At 55.4% G+C, this 16,099-nt stretch carries 14 protein-coding genes; 2 read left to right on the top strand and 12 right to left on the bottom strand.

Going from position 1 to position 16,099, the window contains the following annotated elements; translation table 11 throughout:
* Window positions 1-47: 47 nt before the first annotated feature.
* The 4 genes from lptB to IE065_RS09620 form a co-directional block, all read right to left on the bottom strand.
* Window positions 48-815: an LPS export ABC transporter ATP-binding protein gene (gene lptB / locus IE065_RS09605; protein ID WP_189514417.1), complete on the bottom strand. Its 768-nt coding sequence runs from the start codon at window positions 813-815 to the stop codon at window positions 48-50.
* Window positions 794-1,411, bottom strand: a complete 618-nt coding sequence (locus tag IE065_RS09610; RefSeq protein ID WP_189514419.1) for an LptA/OstA family protein — start codon at window positions 1,409-1,411, stop codon at window positions 794-796. Before IE065_RS09610 ends, lptB begins: the two co-directional genes overlap by 22 nt.
* Window positions 1,408-1,848, bottom strand: a complete 441-nt coding sequence (locus IE065_RS09615; RefSeq protein ID WP_194500024.1) for an LptA/OstA family protein — start codon at window positions 1,846-1,848, stop codon at window positions 1,408-1,410. Before IE065_RS09615 ends, IE065_RS09610 begins: the two co-directional genes overlap by 4 nt.
* Before the next feature lie 94 nt (window positions 1,849-1,942).
* Complete coding sequence (locus tag IE065_RS09620; RefSeq protein WP_189514423.1) at window positions 1,943-3,232, bottom strand: bifunctional folylpolyglutamate synthase/dihydrofolate synthase; 1,290 nt, start codon at window positions 3,230-3,232, stop codon at window positions 1,943-1,945.
* 115 nt (window positions 3,233-3,347) lie between these two features.
* Here IE065_RS09620 and IE065_RS09625 point away from each other — a divergent pair, with 115 nt between their 5' ends.
* On the top strand, window positions 3,348-4,313 hold the full coding sequence (locus IE065_RS09625; RefSeq protein ID WP_189514425.1) for a DUF4886 domain-containing protein: 966 nt from the start codon (window positions 3,348-3,350) through the stop codon (window positions 4,311-4,313).
* Window positions 4,314-4,394: 81 nt separating this feature from the next.
* On the opposite strand, the gene IE065_RS09630 is transcribed toward IE065_RS09625, so the two are convergent.
* The 6 genes from IE065_RS09630 to IE065_RS09655 form a co-directional block, all read right to left on the bottom strand.
* Window positions 4,395-6,620 carry an NADP-dependent isocitrate dehydrogenase gene (locus IE065_RS09630; RefSeq protein WP_189514427.1) on the bottom strand — a complete coding sequence of 742 codons (2,226 nt, stop codon included), beginning with the start codon at window positions 6,618-6,620 and terminating at the stop codon, window positions 4,395-4,397.
* A gap of 217 nt (window positions 6,621-6,837) precedes the next feature.
* Window positions 6,838-7,326, bottom strand: coding sequence for a hypothetical protein (locus IE065_RS09635; RefSeq protein ID WP_189514429.1), 489 nt, complete (start codon window positions 7,324-7,326; stop codon window positions 6,838-6,840).
* A 65-nt stretch (window positions 7,327-7,391) separates the two neighbouring features.
* On the bottom strand, window positions 7,392-10,580 hold the full coding sequence (locus IE065_RS09640) for an efflux RND transporter permease subunit (RefSeq protein WP_189514431.1): 3,189 nt from the start codon (window positions 10,578-10,580) through the stop codon (window positions 7,392-7,394).
* Entirely contained in the window at window positions 10,577-11,797 is a 1,221-nt protein-coding gene (locus tag IE065_RS09645) for an efflux RND transporter periplasmic adaptor subunit (protein ID WP_189514433.1), read from the bottom strand. Before IE065_RS09645 ends, IE065_RS09640 begins: the two co-directional genes overlap by 4 nt.
* A 5-nt stretch (window positions 11,798-11,802) precedes the next feature.
* A complete protein-coding gene (locus IE065_RS09650; RefSeq protein WP_189514436.1) occupies window positions 11,803-13,332 on the bottom strand; it encodes an efflux transporter outer membrane subunit in 1,530 nt (509 codons plus the stop codon).
* The gene (locus IE065_RS09655) at window positions 13,329-13,964 is read right to left on the bottom strand and encodes a TetR/AcrR family transcriptional regulator (protein ID WP_189514438.1); all 636 of its coding nucleotides are present in this window, start codon (window positions 13,962-13,964) and stop codon (window positions 13,329-13,331) included. The genes IE065_RS09650 and IE065_RS09655 overlap by 4 nt, the downstream gene beginning before the upstream one ends.
* 42 nt (window positions 13,965-14,006) lie before the next feature.
* Between IE065_RS09655 and IE065_RS09660 the strand changes: the two genes are divergently transcribed.
* The gene (locus IE065_RS09660) at window positions 14,007-14,474 is read left to right on the top strand and encodes a hypothetical protein (RefSeq protein ID WP_189514440.1); all 468 of its coding nucleotides are present in this window, start codon (window positions 14,007-14,009) and stop codon (window positions 14,472-14,474) included.
* A 23-nt stretch (window positions 14,475-14,497) separates the two neighbouring features.
* Here the strand turns inward: IE065_RS09660 and IE065_RS09665 are convergent, their stop codons facing one another.
* Both IE065_RS09665 and IE065_RS09670 read right to left on the bottom strand, forming a co-directional pair.
* Window positions 14,498-15,766 carry a S1C family serine protease gene (locus IE065_RS09665; protein WP_189514442.1) on the bottom strand — a complete coding sequence of 423 codons (1,269 nt, stop codon included), beginning with the start codon at window positions 15,764-15,766 and terminating at the stop codon, window positions 14,498-14,500.
* A gap of 51 nt (window positions 15,767-15,817) precedes the next feature.
* A partial coding sequence (locus tag IE065_RS09670) for a hypothetical protein (protein WP_189514444.1) occupies window positions 15,818-16,099 on the bottom strand: 282 nt, incomplete at its 5' end.

Here is a 16,099-nt window from a genome sequence, read left to right on the forward strand (position 1 = left end):
GCAATACTCGCGTTTTAAAAAACACGCCTGCCACCCGCGAAGCCTTACTATAACGTGAATCCGCGACCCAAATAATATTCGCGGCTCTTTTCGTCGTTGACCAGAAAATCGCTGGTTCCTTCTGAAAGCACCTTGCCTTCGTGAATTAAGTAGGCGCGGTCGACGATTTTCAGGGTTTCGCGGACATTGTGGTCGGTAATTAAGATGCCGATGTCCTTGCTTTTCAGGCCTAGAATAATGTCCTGCACCTCATCAACGCTTTTGGGATCCACTCCGCTAAATGGCTCGTCGAGCAGCATAAAGCGTGGACGTGCGACCATGGCGCGGGTGATTTCCAGGCGGCGTCGTTCACCGCCGCTCAGGGTGTAGGCTTTTTGCTTGGCGAGGTGGTCGAGTTTGAGCTCTTCCAAGTGCATCATCACGAAGTCATGACGCTCCTTGCGGGGCACGGGGAGGGTCTGCACAACGGCCAGAATGTTATCGTAAACGGTCAGCTTGCGGAAAACTGATGCCTCTTGTGGCAGATAGCCCAAGCCGAGGCGCGCTCTACGGTACATTGGCAGCTTGGTCATGTCACGGTCGTCGAGGAATACGGCACCTCTGGTGGCGGGAACTAGCCCTACGATCATGTAAAACGTCGTCGTCTTACCCGCACCATTGGGGCCGAGCAGGCCAACAATTTCCCCGGCGTTCACGCGCAAATCCACGCCGCAAACGACTTCGCGCCGTCCGTAGCTCTTAACCAGACCTTGAGTCTGGATCGCACCGCCTTCAACGGCGGCAGTTGGCTGGCTTATGGGTTCGGGGTCTTCCATTGTGAAGTTTCTTTTTTCTCGTCTTCGGTGTCCGGGCTACGGTCTTTGCTTTTATCGTCAAAGCCTAGGTCTTTGAAGCCGGGCAGCGTGACTCGACTACGTCCTCCGCTAGCGCTACTGGGATCACCATAGACCTTCACTTTGCGCTCACCTTTGAGCAGTTCCATCTTCCAGCCGGTTACGGTGCCTTGGCTGTCCTCAACCTTGGGGTTTTCGGTCAGCACGACTTTGTCTTCGTTGGGCAAAATCTCCGCTTTGCCCGCCGTGGCGACGCGTCCAGCTTGTTCAATGACGACGTTGCCAATCATCAGGATATTCTGAATTGCGCCCATCTCGCCCACGGTTTTCTCAGTCGGTCCGGAACGAGTGGAGAGGACCTCCATCTTGTCGCAGGTGGCGACGAGGTTCGTGCCAGTTATCTTCACGTTGCCAGTGAAATAAAAGGTATTCGCTGCGTCGCCGCCGACTAGCTCCAGCTCGTCACTGGTGATCACGGTATTATCGGCAGGTTTTTCCACCTTGGCTGGTTGAGTATCAGCGGCCTGAAGCGCGGACGCTATCAGGGCAAAAAAGAGGATGCGAAAGAGTGTCTTCATTCCAAAATACTCCCTAAGGCTTGTTTAAAGGTCACACGGGCTTCTGAGCCGATGAGGATTTTGCCCTCGTCGCCGAGCCATTGCCATTCGCGGCCTACGATTGCGTAGCTGCCGTTAGTCGCTTGGAGGAAAAGATAGCCGTTGCCAGCAGCGCGGTTTTCTTCGGGAAAAATCCGAGCCTGCGGGCTCTCGATAAGCATCTCGGGTGTTTTCGGTTGGCCGGGGGGGAAGGTGCGTAAAGTCATACGCTCAACATCGAGCACGCCATCATCGCCGTAGATGCCTTGCTTGCCCTGTAAATCCCAGATCCGGTTGCCGTCTTCACCAAACACTGGCAGGCGGAAGTTCTCAATCGGCGCGCCGATTTCGGTGCGCGACTGCGATTGCCCGCATAGCGCGAGGGGCATGATTGCCAAGATGAGCCAACGATGCTTCACACGTTAATTAAAGGGGCATCCGGGCAGGCGGGTCGAGAGCAAATCATCTTCTGACTAAGACTCGGTGTATGCGCTGAATGTTCCACTGAACCCGCTAGAGCTTGTCCTGTAAATCGGTTTCGCCGCTTGTCGTTTCAAGTCGCGTGAGGATCTCTCCAAGTAAGTAGATTGAGCCCGTGGCGACGAGGATGTCGTCCGCTTCACCTGCTTCGCAGATGCTTGGTGCTGGGAATAGCTCGTCAACGCTGTCATCGTAAACCTTGCCCGTGAACTTTCCGGCCAGAAAGGCGCGTAGTATGATGTGCGGGCAGGCACGTGGCTGATCAGGGACGAGTAAATGGATGGCCGAAGCATGCTTGGCAGTGACGGCCATAAGCGCCTTGGCGCGCGGTTCGCCCAGTGTACCGCACAGGATGACGGGCTTGCGGCCTGTTTCTTCGACCAACCGCTCTAGGTTTGCGTCGAGCGCTTCGGAACCTTCGGGGTTATGTGCAGCGTCTAGAATGAGCGTGCGGCCGTCACGCAGGGTGATTTTCTGCCAGCGGCCTGCCCAGGAGACGTCCATCAGTGCTTCGCGAGCGACAGCGTCTGGCACGGCAAGGTCGGCCCCAGCGTGGCACATGGCGAGCATTGCAGTGGCGGCGTTGATACGCTGGTGATCGCCGATAAGATTCGTTGTCGGGTAGGCGTCGAAGTTGTTTTCAAATACTTCGCGCACGCTTGTGGCCCCACAATGGCGGTCCTTGGCGACGCGGCGGATTTCCGTCTCGGCCTGTTTGGGTAGGTGCCCCAAAACTACAGAGACATTGGGTTTGATGATGCCCGCTTTCTCGCTGGCAATCTTGGTCAAGGTGTCGCCGAGCTGTTCCATGTGATCGTAACTCACAGAGGTGATTACACTGACGCGTGGGGTGATGACATTGGTGGAGTCAAGCCGTCCACCAAGGCCGGTTTCGATGATCGCGACGTCGATTTTTTCCTCAGCAAAGTGCATGAATGCCATTGCGGTCATGAACTCAAAGAAAGTTGGGTGCGCCTCGGGATTATACATTGCAAGCGTTTCAGCAGTGGTACGGAGCCGTGCCGTCCAGGCAATGATTTGGTCTTCGTTGAGTGGGGTGCGGTTGACTTGCACGCGCTCGCCAAGTCGGATCAGGTGGGGGGAGGTGAAGAGGCCGGTTTTGAGCCCCTGACGGCGATAAATGGCCTCAAGCATTGCACAGACTGAGCCTTTGCCGTTTGTCCCGGCCACATGAATGATTGGAAACTGCCGATCTGGCTGCCCCAATGCCTCATTAAACGCGGCCATTCGCTCTACGCCGAGCTTTGCCCCACGATTGCGTAGCGCATAAAGATAGTCTAGAGTCTCAGCATAAGTGGCCATTGGCTAAACGTTAAACGCCGCCCAGTCGGTGGCTAGCAAGCTTGGTTTTAAAGGAGACGCCATTTTTAAAGCCTTTCTTGCATTTTCGAAGTAATAGTGGCACGAATGATTTTATATGAAAACCCTTAAAGATTTTCGTTTCCATTGCCTCATACTGATTATTGCAACGAGCTTGTCGGCCGCAACTGACAAGGTAAAGATCCTCGGCGTTGGCAATAGCTTTACCCAAAATTCCGCGAAATACTTGGACGATATTTATGCCTCCGATCCGAATGTAGATGCCGACATAGGTATGGCCATTATTGGAGGGTGCTCGCTGGAGCGTCACGTGAAGCACGCTAAGGAGCACACTGCCGATCCTGAGACGGGCAATGCCTATGCTTACTATCTAAATTCCAAGAGACTGAAGGGCAATACGTCGCTTCAGGAGATTCTGGAAGCCGAAGACTGGGACTTCGTTACGATCCAGCAGGTGAGTACGCAAAGCTACAAGGAGGAAAGCTTCTATCCTTACACCCAGCAACTCATTGAATATATCCGTCAGTTTCGTCCCGCTGCCGAGATCATCGTGCACGAAACTTGGTCGCACAGCGTCAACAGCTACCGCTCTAAGGACTGGAAGCTCGATCCCGACGACATGTATGGGAAGCTCCACGCTAACTACGCCAAGATCGCCGATGAGTTCGATTTGCGTATTATTCCGGTCGGCACTGCCTTCCAGAATGCCCGTGCGCTCACAATGTGGGATTTGGAGGTCAATGACTTCGATCCGAAAAACCACGCTCTCACCTATCCAAAGGATAAAAATAATCTCCCGGACATGACCAAGAGTCTTAATAAAGACTACATTTGGAAGCAAAACAAGGAAGGCGAGTGGACTCTGCGCACTGATGGCTTCCACGCCAACGTCAAAGGCGAATACCTCGGCGCACTGCTATGGTTCGAGTTCTTCTCCGGCCAGGATGCGCTGAATGTCACCTACAAGCCCAAAGGTTTAACCGACGAGCAGGCCGAGTCGCTGCGCGAAGTCGCGCATGCAACGCTGGTGGCGGAAAAACAATTGGCGGTGATGGCAGAGTAGCTGAGGACTGCGTTACTTTTTTTATGTTAAAAAAAGGCGTCCCGTTTGGGACGCCTTTTTGTTTTTAAAAGTGACCGTTTCTTAGATCTTGCCCAGAATCGTATTCAGCGTGGCACTGGGGCGCATGGCGGAGAAGGCCAAGGCGTCGTTGGGCTGGTAGTAGCCACCGATTTCGACGGGCTTACCTTGGACCGCGTTTAGCTCCTCGACGATGACCTTCTCGTTGGCGGCGAGTTCTTGGGCGATGGGGCCAAAGACACGTTTGATTTCGGCGTTGTCATCTTGTGCGGCGAGTTCTTGCGCCCAGTAGAGGGCGAGGTAGAAATGGCTGCCACGGTTGTCGATGCCACCTAGGCGGCGTGTCGGCGACTTGTCATTTTCCAAGAAGGTACTGGTCGCGGAGTCGAGGGCCTTACCGAGGATTTTTGCCTGCGGGTTGTTGAAGGTCTCGCCAAGGTGCTCGAGGGAGACGGCGAGCGCGAGAAACTCGCCGAGCGAATCCCAGCGCAGGTAATTTTCCTCTACGAACTGTTGAACGTGCTTCGGAGCAGAGCCGCCGGCACCCGTTTCGAACAGGCCGCCACCATTCATCAGAGGAACGATGGAGAGCATCTTCGCACTCGTTCCGACTTCAAGAATCGGGAAGAGGTCGGTTAGGTAGTCGCGGAGGACGTTGCCAGTGACGGAGATCGTGTCTTTGCCTTCCTTGATGCGTTCTAAGCTGAAAATACAGGCGTCAAAAGGCGTCATGATGCGCAGGTCCAAGCCGTTAGTGTCGTGATCCTTCAGGTATTCGTTGACCTTCTTAATGATCTGGGCGTCATGTGCACGGGCCGAGTCGAGCCAGAAGACTGCGGGATCGCCAGTGGCGCGGGCGCGGTTGACAGCCAATTTTACCCAGTCGCGGATCGGGGCGTCCTTAGTCTGGCAAGCGCGCCAGATATCACCTGCGTCCACAGCATGCTCAATGAGCACTTTGCCGTCGGCGTCGATGATTTTCACCGTGCCTTTGGAGGCGATTTCAAAGGTTTTGTCGTGTGAACCGTATTCTTCGGCCTTCTGAGCCATCAGGCCGACGTTGGGTACCGAGCCCATTGTGGCTGGGTTCAGCGCACCGTGCTCCTTACAGAAATCGATGACTGCCTGATAGACGCCAGCGTAGCAGCTATCTGGAATGACGGCGAGTGTGTCGCGGGTCTTGCCTTCGGTGTCCCACATTTTGCCACCCACGCGGATCATGGCGGGCATAGAGGCGTCGACAATCACGTCACTCGGGACGTGCAGGTTCGTAATGCCTTTGTCGGAGTTGACCATGGCCAGATCAGGGCCTTCGGCGTAGGCATTTTGAAGATCAGATTCGATCTCGGCCTGTTTGTCATCGGGCAGAGACTTCATTTTGGCGATGAGGTCGCCGAGGCCATTTTTAAAATCAACTCCCAGCTCGGCGATGACGTCCGCGTGCTTGGCGAACACTTCCTTGAAGTAGACCTTCACGGCGTGGCCGAAAATGATTGGGTCGGAGACCTTCATCATGGTGGCCTTCATGTGAAGCGAGAAGAGCACATTGTCCACCTTGGCGGCGGCGATTTGGGACTCTAGGAAGGCTTCCAACGCAGAGGCTTTCATGCAAGTGCCGTCAATGATTTCCCCTGCCTTGAGCTTGAGGCCGTCTTTGAGGATTGTCGTGCTGCCGTCAGCGCTAGTGAATTCAATCTTTACGGTGGTCGCATCGGCAACGATCACGGATTTTTCATTAGAGAAAAAATCGTTTGCGCCCATTGTGCCCACACGAGTCTTAGAATCTTTTGCCCAAGCACCCATTGAGTGAGGATGCTTCTTAGCATAGTCCTTAACGGCCTTCGGCGCACGGCGGTCGGAGTTACCCTCGCGCAGAACGGGATTTACGGCGCTCCCCTTGATCTTGTCGTAACGGGCCTTGACGCTCTTTTGCTCGTCAGTGGCTGGCGCGGCGGGGTAGTCTGGAAGCTTGTAGCCTTTGGCCTGTAGCTCCTTGATTGCGGAGACCAATTGTGGCTCCGAAGCGGAGACATTTGGCAGCTTGATGATGTTTGCCTCAGGCTTTAGTGTGAGTGCGCCCAGCTCGGCCAAGTGGTCGCCAATGCGTTGTTCCTCGGTTAAAAACTCGGGAAATACTGCGAGAATGCGGCCAGCGAGAGAGATGTCGCGGGTCTCAAAATTAACGCCAGCGGGCTTCGCGTAGGCTTCAATAATAGGCAAGAACGAGTAGGTCGCCAAGGCTGGCGCTTCGTCGGTCTTCGTGTAAATGATCGTTGGTGCAGCGGACATGATGTCGTGTAATCGTTTAATATGTTAAGAGCACGCCAACTAAGAAGCCTCTACGAGGTGGGTCAACCGCAAAGGAGCAGAACGCTCGACCAGTATCGCTCACATCGCGCGAAATGTGTGGGGGGCACGGAATGAACCTTTAGTGCTGGGGTGGGTGTATTCTCGATTGCACAGAGGAACGTTAGCAAGTCATGGCTGCCGTTTTAATGACCTGCTTTCAGGTGTTGGTTTGGCTCGTTGAAATCACTCTTTGCCACGCATCAAGCTCACCGGGCGCGCCGTGGGTCCGTAAGCCAATAGCGATTTCTGCTAACGTTGGTTCGACGACGGCATGCTTGGTGTCTGGCGGGAGTTCTGGAGCGACTTGCCTGACGACCGCCCAAGCGGCCCATGCACGCCATTTTTTTTGATCAGCGCGTTCTCCGCGAACGCGATCAGCCAAGTGCTGATAATGAACGCGAGGGTTGCCGATAAACTGGTCAGCGGGGTTATTCGCCACTAGCCAGCCAATGGTCTCATAGGGCCAGGGCCATTCCTCAAGAACGGCTTCATCGCCGTGTAGGTTGGCGTAGAGTGCGCGATCGACCGCGAGTAGGGCGCGGGCGCTCAGGCCTTGCTCCCAAAGATATTGTCCGTAAGCGAGAGCCGTCCGGTAAAAATCCTCACCAGGGTTTTTTCGCCAGCGGGCAAGATCCCGCCAATCCATTGACTCATGGGCTGGTGGTAGGAGCGGGCATGTCGTGAGTGGCTTCATCAATGGCCAAAATGCGCTCAGTTGGCGGGGTTAACAGGGGTTGCTTTGGTTTCCTGAGGGTGGCCCATCATCCAGTGCATGGTAGTCGTCCAGATATGTTTAATGTCCTCCAGAATCAAATACACTGCGGGCACCAGTAGCAGCGTAATGAAGGTTGCGAAGAGAATGCCGAAGCTCAGTGAGATCGCCATTGGGATGAGAAACTGCGCCTGCAAGCTGCGTTCAAAGAGAATCGGCAGGAGGCCGCAGAAGGTGGTCAACGAAGTCAACAAGATGGGCCGGAATCGCGCGGCCCCTGACTCCCATACGGCCTCCAGCAGCGGCACATTGAGTTTTCGCTGGCCGTTGATGTAGTCCACTAGCACGAGGCTGTCGTTGACCACTACGCCTGCCAGCGCGATAATGCCAAAGTTCGACAATTGGCTGATGGGATGGCCCATGATCACGTGACCCCACACCGCCCCAACCAAACCAAAGGGGATGACAAACATAACAATCGCTGGCTGGAGGTAGCTTTTAAACGGAATGGCCAAAAGCGCATACATCACGAAAAGGACCAGCAGCATGCTGCTAAGCATGGACTCATTGCCTTCCTTAACTTCTTTGGCCTCCCCCTTGAACACGTAGCCTACGCCTTCGTAGTTTGCAATAATCCCTGGCAGGACCTCTTTATCCAGTTTGCTTTTAACGGCTTCGAGATCGATTTGCTCCTTATCCGCATCAGCGTAGACATTGACTATGCGCTGGCGGTTTTCCCGGTTGATCGCAGCGTAGCCTAGGCCAACTTTGGCTTCGGCAACCTCGGTAAATGGCACTTCGCGTCCATCTGCAGTACGAATACGCATTTGTTCTAAATTGCCGACAGATTCGCGGTCTTCGCGGGGGTAGCGGACCATGACGCGGATGTCGTCTCGGCCTCGCTGGACGCGTTGCGCCTCCTCGCCAAAGAAGGCGGCGCGCACCTGTTGGCCGAGTTGAGCCTGCGTCAAACCAAGGGCTTCAGCGCTGGGCTTTATCTTCAGTTGGATTTCCTTTTGGCCATCAGCAAGATTGTCCCGGATGTCGAAAACGCCGTCAAAGTTCCGCAGGGCTTCTTTTACTTCGTTGGCAACTATTCGCAGTTGCTCAAGGGACTGCCCCGTGAGCTGGATGTCAATGGGTTCGCCTGCGCCACCTGCGGCAGTGGCTTCAAAAGTGATGTCCTTGATTCCAGGGATTTGGCCCAGTTGGTCCCGCCAGCGATTGGCCAGTAAGACGGCGGAATCTTCGTCCTGCCGTAGCTCTGATTTGGCTAGCTCGACTACGACTTGGCCAAGATGGCTCTGGACATCGGTTGACATCGTGCCACCTGGTCCGCCACCAAAGGCTTGGATGCCCAGCACGCTTTGGATTTTATCCACTGGGTTTGGCCGACCAGCGGCTTCACTTTGGGCGATGACCTCATCCAGCGCCGTAGTAATACGGTTAATGCCATCTGTCGTGATGCTGGCTGGCGTGCCATCGGGGTATTTGAAGACTACGCCAATGTAGTCGCTGGGCACCGCGGGGAAGGGCACACGTTTCACCCAACCACCCATAATTAGGGTAACTGTGAGCAACAGAATGCCCACGAAGAACGCCATTGTTGCATAGCGATGATGCAGTGAAAAGGCCAAGACTGGCCGATATTGTTTGTCAACAAAACGCTCCAGCCCATCGGCAACTTTTCGCTGAAAGCGTTGGAAGATATTGAGTTTCTGCCGCTTATGATCGCCTACTTTACACAAGGACAAATGATAGGGCAGGATGAGTTTAGACTCAATCAGCGAGAAGAGGAGGGTCGGGATGACCACCATCGGGATCGCTTTCAGAAATTTGCCTTGGAAGCCGGGCAACATCAACAGCGGCATAAAGGCGACGGCAGTCGTCAGGACAGCGAAGGTCACTGGTGTGGCGACGGCCTTCGTGCCTCTTACCGATGAATCCACGCCCGGGCCACTACGCTGGAATTCTGAAAACACGCTTTCGCCGACTACGATTGCGTCGTCGACCACTATGCCTAGCACGAGGATGAAGCCAAACAGCGAGATCAGGTTCACGGAGGTGTCGATCCACGGCATCACCAGAAAAGTGCCCAGGAAGGAAATGGGGATGCCCATTGTGACCCAGAAGGCCAGAGAGGGACGTAGGAAAATGGTTAGCACTACTAGAACCAGAAGGAGACCGATCGCACCGTTTTCCAGCAGCATATTCAGACGGCCCCAGAGGTAGTAGGAGGTGTCGCGCCAAGTGCTGATCGTCACCCCTGGTGGTAGATCAGATTGCTTGTCCTTTACGTATTCTTTGACTTGAGCAGAAATGCCCAGCGGGTTCTGGCTCCCTACTTCGTAAACGACTAGGTCCACGCCGGGTTGGCCATCAGTCCTCATCACGAGTGGTTCATCGGTGAAGCCGTCATTAATCTTGGCCACCTCTCCCAAAAGAATACGGGAACCGTCTTCGCGCGAAATTAAGACGATGTCAGCGAACTGCTGGCGCTCATAGGCTTGGCCTTTAGTTCGGAGGAGGATTTCTCCGCCGTCGCTTTTGATGGCACCACCTGGTACGTCAACCGAAGTCGAGCGAACAGCTTGAACGACGTCATTAAAAGATAATCCGTGGCGGCGAAGCGTGTCCTCAGTCACCTCAATACTGATCTCGTAGTCGCGCACACCGATAATCTCAATTTGGCTGACTTTTCCAGTCGCGAGCAGTTCCTCGCGGACTTCCTCGGCCAAGCGCTTGAGGGTTCTTTCATCGGTGTCTCCGCGTAGCGAAATTGCGAGCACTTCGCGGCGGATTAAGTTTTCCTGAATAATGGGGCGTTCGGCGTCTGGGGGGAAGGAGTCAATCGAGTCCACCCGCGATTTGATGTCGTCGAGTAGCTTGCGGACGTCGTACCCTTTCTCGACCAGCACTGTCACTGTGCCAAAGCCTTCGATGGCAGTGGCGTTCAATTCTTTGATTCCGTCGAGGTCCTGGACTTTTTCTTCGATCAAGGAGACAATCTGCCGTTCGACTTCCTCTGGAGCGGCACCGCGGAAGGGTACACGTACGCTGATTGTGTCGAAGGAGAACTGCGGAAACAACTCTACCTTGATGTTTATCAACGAGACCAGACCACCGATCACGATGACCATCATCAGCAGGTTGGCGGCTACGCCATTGCGAGCAAACCAGTTAATCATGGCTCAATGACTTTCAATTCCATGCCTTCAACCACATATTCGACCGGACTAGTGATGACGCGCTCGCCTGGGCTCAAGCCTTTGCTGATAACGACAGTGTCTGTGTTGGCTTGGGTGACCATCACTGGGCGTTGGGTCAGTGTATTGTCCGGTTGGGCGATGAGGATCGTATCGCCCGCTTGCAAGGCGCTGCGTGGGACGACGTAGCTGTCTGGGACGAGTCGACCTTCAATTTTTGCGCGGACATACATGCCGGGCTTGAGCGCTGGGCGGCCAGGTTGTTCGGAGTCCTTGGCCAGCGGGTTTTCTATTTCGACCACGGCGTCGAGCATTCGACTCCGCTGGTCAAAGGTGGCACCGGTCCGGACAACATGACCCTGCCATGTATAATCGCGTCCACCGAAAGTCGCGCTGATAACCGCCTTGGGGCCATCAATCTCCTCTTGGTCGAGGTCGGAGGGCAAATCCAGCCGTGCGAGTTCGGCATCGGACAGCGGCAAAAAGACTTCAACGACATCCGTCGCGTAGATCATACCCAAGGCACTGTTAGCTCCAGCAAACTGGCCGACATCGACCGACTGCTCTACCACACGTCCGTCATAAGGCGCGAGCAGCGTTGTGCGCTTCAAGTTGTGCTGGGCGCGTTTCAGGGCTGCTTCAGCGCTGGTGATCATAGCCTCGGCCTGTTCCAACTGTGGTTTGCGCAAGGCAAGATCGCTGGCGTCGCCACGTCCGAGGTCTTTCCAGTCTGATGTGGCTTGTTCGGCTAGCGCTTGCTCTTGGGCGAGGTTAAATTTGGCCTGCGCTAGATTCGCCTGCGCATTGGCTACGGCTGCCTCGTAGTCCACGGGATCAATCTGGATTAGCGCCTCGCCTTGGCGGATGAAGCCGCCCTCACGGAAATTCGACGACACTAACTCCACGCGGCCAGCGACTTCTGCGGTCAGTTTGGTTTGCACGCGTGGTCGCACGGTGCCTTGGGAGGTTACACTGAGGCGAACTGATTGGGGTTGGACCGAAATGACCTCCACCGCGAACTCGCGTTTGGGCGGCGTCTTCTTTTCTGGCTCGGGTTTGGAGTTGATGATAAAATAGCCCAACATGGCTGCTCCCGCCAAAATCAGCACTGGCAGGATGATTTTAATCGGGGTGATCGGCTGTGCGCTAGGTTGACTCGGATGCCGATCGGTTTCAGTCGGCTTTTCAAAGGTGTTCATGGTGGTTAAGATTCCTCCGCTTCGGTTGGGTCTTGCAGGGCTACTTTTGCGGGCATCGCCTCCTTTTGAGGCAGAGAAATAGGCTCTGGCCCTAATGGCGTTCTCACATCGATTTCCTCCTTGGAAGAGGCCTCATCGAAGTCGCCGCCAAGGGCGAGGTAAAGATTCACGCGGTTGACGAGGCGTCCCGTTCGGGCAGAGATCAACGCTGTGCTGGCTTCGAAGGTGCGGCGCTGTGAATCGAGCACGGTGATGATGTCTGTCAGTCCACGTTGATAACGCTCCCAAGCGGCATTTTCTGCAGCGATGGATTGCGTGGCGGACTCATTGAGGTTGGTGACGCGCTGGTCGAGGTAGCGTTCGGCTGCCAAGGCCGTTTCAACCTCGCGAAAGGCTTCCAGTGCGGTTTGTCCGTAGCTGGCTAGACGTTCCTGGGCGACGGCTCTTGCGCGGTCAACGGCGGCACTTAGGCGCATACCTTGGAAGATTGGTTGGAGGGCGTTACCAGCAAGGCTCCAGACTGAAAAGCTGTTGCCGAGCAGATCGCCGAGGGCGTCGCTGGAGTAGCCGTAGCTGCCCGTCAGGCTGATGCGTGGCAACATCGCTTTACGCGCTTCGCTGACGCGCTTGCCAGAGGCGGCAAGCTGGCGCTCGGCCACGATTAGGTCTGGGCGCCGCTCCAGCAGTTCTGATGGCAGGCCGATCGGCACCGCACGCACGATTTGTGGTTGTTCAGGGGCAATGGCTAGTTCTCTGGCAGGATAACGGCCCAGCAGTACCTCCAGTTCACGAATGGCGACATCTAAATCCCGTCCGCGCGCGTCCATAGCGGCCTTGGCGGCGGCGGTTTGAGCGAGGGACAAGCGCAAATCAAGTGCTGGGCTGACGCCGCGTTCGTAGCGCTGGCGAATGGCTTCGGTAGCGGTGTGAAAACTGTCGTAGGTGTTGGTGGCGAGCTCCAGTTGTTGGTGGGTCTCAATGGCGCGGAACCAAGCGTTGGCGGTGCGGGCAGCTAGGGAGAGGCGTGCACCGCGCAAGGTTGCCAGGGCGCTTTGTACGTCCGCCAGCGCTGCGCTTTGACGATCACGGAGGCGGCCCCAAACGTCGATTTCCCAGCTTGCGCCAACACCGAGCACGAACGATGTGAATTCACTGCTGCTTCCTCCAACGTTTTGGCGTTGGCGCCCGGCGTCGAATTCTCCGTTGATCTGTGGATAGCTGTCGGCCCCGGCAATGGTGGCGTCGGCCCCGACAATGCTCAAGTTAGCCGCTGTCGCCTGGAGATCGTAATTATGGGCAATGGCTTCGTTGATCAGGGGGCGAAGTTCAGGGGAATCAAAATCGCTGATCCAGCCGCTGCTTTGAGTATCGAGCGATTTATCACGCTCGGTTTCACTGGCTTCGGCGTCAGCAGTCCAGCCTGCTGGGTAGTTAGCGGGCATGTCCGCGACCTGGCTAGGGGGGGGGGAGGCGCAGCCAGCGAACACCAGAGCGGTGCCGAGCAAGCCTAGTTGCTGCCTAAGAAGGCGATTCAATTTGCGTCTCCTTGGGGCCCGCGAAAACCGGCGCAAATGAAATCACGGAGGCGTTCGCAAGTGGCGTCCATATCGCTACCATCAATATGCACGCAACCTCGGTTCATGGAATGATGGGTTACTAGTGCACCGAGCATGGTGGCAATGGATAAGTGAAATCGCCAAGCCAGTTCATTGGGGGGGAGGTTAGGCATTACGCTGGCGAGGGCTTCCAGGAAGCGGCGGGACAGGTCGACAAAAAATTCCTCGTGCAGTTGTTGCCAAAACTCCTCGGACTCTGAAAACACGCGTCCAATCATTCGTAGGAAGATGGCGTTGGCACCATCAGGCCCTTTAGCGGCTTCAAACATGGGCTGGAGTAGTGCATCGAAAATGTCCTCTAGTTGAGGTTTCTCAGGACGAGCCAGTGCGGCGTTGAGCAGTTCCAGACGGGCATTGTTGAGTGGGACGATCTTAGCGCGGAACATTTCCCACATGAGCGCTTTTTTGGAGCCAAAGTGATAGTTGACGGCGGCGAGGTTTACGCCAGCGGCTTCTGTGAGGTTGCGCATGGATGTTCCTTCAAACCCACGTTCAGCGTAGAATCGTTCTGCGGCTTCTAAAATACGTTGTTGTGTGTCTAGTGGATCCATGCTCGGGTTCAAACGTTTGTTTAAAATGCCGTGTTTTGTCAAATGCACAGGCAAAAATTATTTCAGCAGGCATTTGACGAACAGGGGGCAAATGGTGACGATTTCGGGATGCTGTTGATTTACCTGGTGCCGTTCATTATGCTGATCGATATTGCGCAATTACTTGTGGCAGAGCGGTTCATCGGGATGAAGCAGATCCGCAGTGGCCAGCACCCATTGGAGAGTGACCGCCGCCCGCCTAATTGGGCTATTGCCATTTGGATTACTGGTTTGTGCATCTTGTGGCTATATATGATCTTACTGGTATTTGATCCGCGAGGAGCTTTGCAAGGTGGGTTGATGTTTTTCGTATCGCTGAGCGGCTTTGCCCTCCGGCGCATGGCTGGGTTGAAATGGGCGCTGGTGTTGATGACCATTGAGACTGCGATCCGGCTTGGCTTGTTGGCGAACATGCTAATGGTCGTTTTCTTCTTTGACGGGCGTCTGCTTCCAGCGAGTTATTATCAATAACAATGCCTTCTTGAGGCGTTGGTCTACTGAGCGGTGTCTTCGGCGGCTGACTCCACCACGGCAGATTCGGTTGCTGGCGACGCGGGTTGAAGGCTTGCGGTGGTCGGTTTCAGCGGTGAGGCCTCTTCCTCTACTTCAAGCGTGGCTTCGGTTTTTTCAGAATCCAAGGTCGGATTTTCTGCTGCCGCTGGGGGCGTTTTGGACGCGGGCTTGATATCCACAGGTGAGACATCTGCTGGGTTGGGGTCGGATGATTTTAGGCCTTCCAATGACAGATAAATTTCCTCCGGTGTTTTCTGGACGGGGGGCATCGCAGTGGGCGGGGCCTCGCGGATGCCAACTTTGATTGGTAATTCGATCAACTCGTCGCCGCGGCGGACCGTTATATTGACCAGTTCGTTTGGACGCGTGTAGAAAAAGGCCGTGCGCAGATTTTCGTCGGTGCGGATGTCGAAGTCGCCAACTTTGATCAAGATATCGCCTGCCGTGACGCCGCCTTTGCCTGCAGGGCCATCGGGGTCGACGACTTCGATCTCAATGTGCGGGCCTTTCTCGAGATTAGGTTTTTGCAAAGTGCTGAAGCCGAAATGCGCAAAAGTGACTTTGCCGGAAAACAGGATGTCGTCACGGATGCGTTGAACCGCGCGTGCTGGCAAGATGAATGAAGAGCGGATCTCGGGGAGGGCGACGATCACCATGCCAATGAGTGAGCCGTTGATATCGAATACAGGCGAGCCGCCCTCACCGCCGTCAAAGGGGATGTCGGAGCGCAAATAGACGGTGGGTAAAATTCGGTCGCCGTAGCGGGTGTTCCAGCCGTTGATGAGCCCCAGTGATGGGCCGGTTGCCATGCCGAGTTCGCTGGTTAGTGCGACCACAAAGCTGCCGATCTCAGGCGGGTTGGGTTTTTCGGCGAAGCGCAAAAACTGGAAATCGCCTGGTACAGCGAGCGCCTTAATGATGGCAACATTGGTGAGCGGGTCGCTGCCAATGACTTCAGCTAGATAGCCTACTCCGTCGCGTTCCACCCAGAGCCGGTCAGCACCAAAAATGGTGTTGGTATTGGTCATGATGTGCCCATCGCGACTGATGAAAAAGCCGGTGCCGACGAAAAGTGCGGGGCGGCCGGTATCCCCCTCGGGATTATGCGCCGCATACACGGTGACCACGGCGTTTCTGTTCGTCTGATAGATTTCGACGACACGCTTTTGCAGGCTCAGAGCGCCGCCATTGGCGTCACTTTGGGCTAGCAGGAGCCGTGGTGTGGCTAAAAAAAAACCGCGAGCAGGCAATGGACGAGCCTACCGCCAAAAGATGGGAGAGTGCGCAACACGTTAAGAGGCTTAATAAATCGAGCGGACAGGGCCGCCGGCCATCGCAAGGGTGGCATGCGAAGCCGAATCGATCGCGTTGTAGGCAAAGTGGACGCCATCCCGCTGACTGGTGGGCATATAATGGGTAGCGGCAACGGTGGTGAAGGTCGGGTCAGATGATTCAGTTGCTGAGAATGAGCCCACAACGAAATGCGGGTCAGCGGACTCAGGCATAGAGGCCTGTGCAACGACTGTCTCTAGCTGGGCGGCAGGGGGGGGGGTAACTGCCAATATTGTCGTGGGTGAGGGGGG

The sequence above is a fragment of the Cerasicoccus arenae genome, from assembly GCF_014651635.1.
GTDB lineage: Bacteria > Verrucomicrobiota > Verrucomicrobiia > Opitutales > Cerasicoccaceae > Cerasicoccus > Cerasicoccus arenae.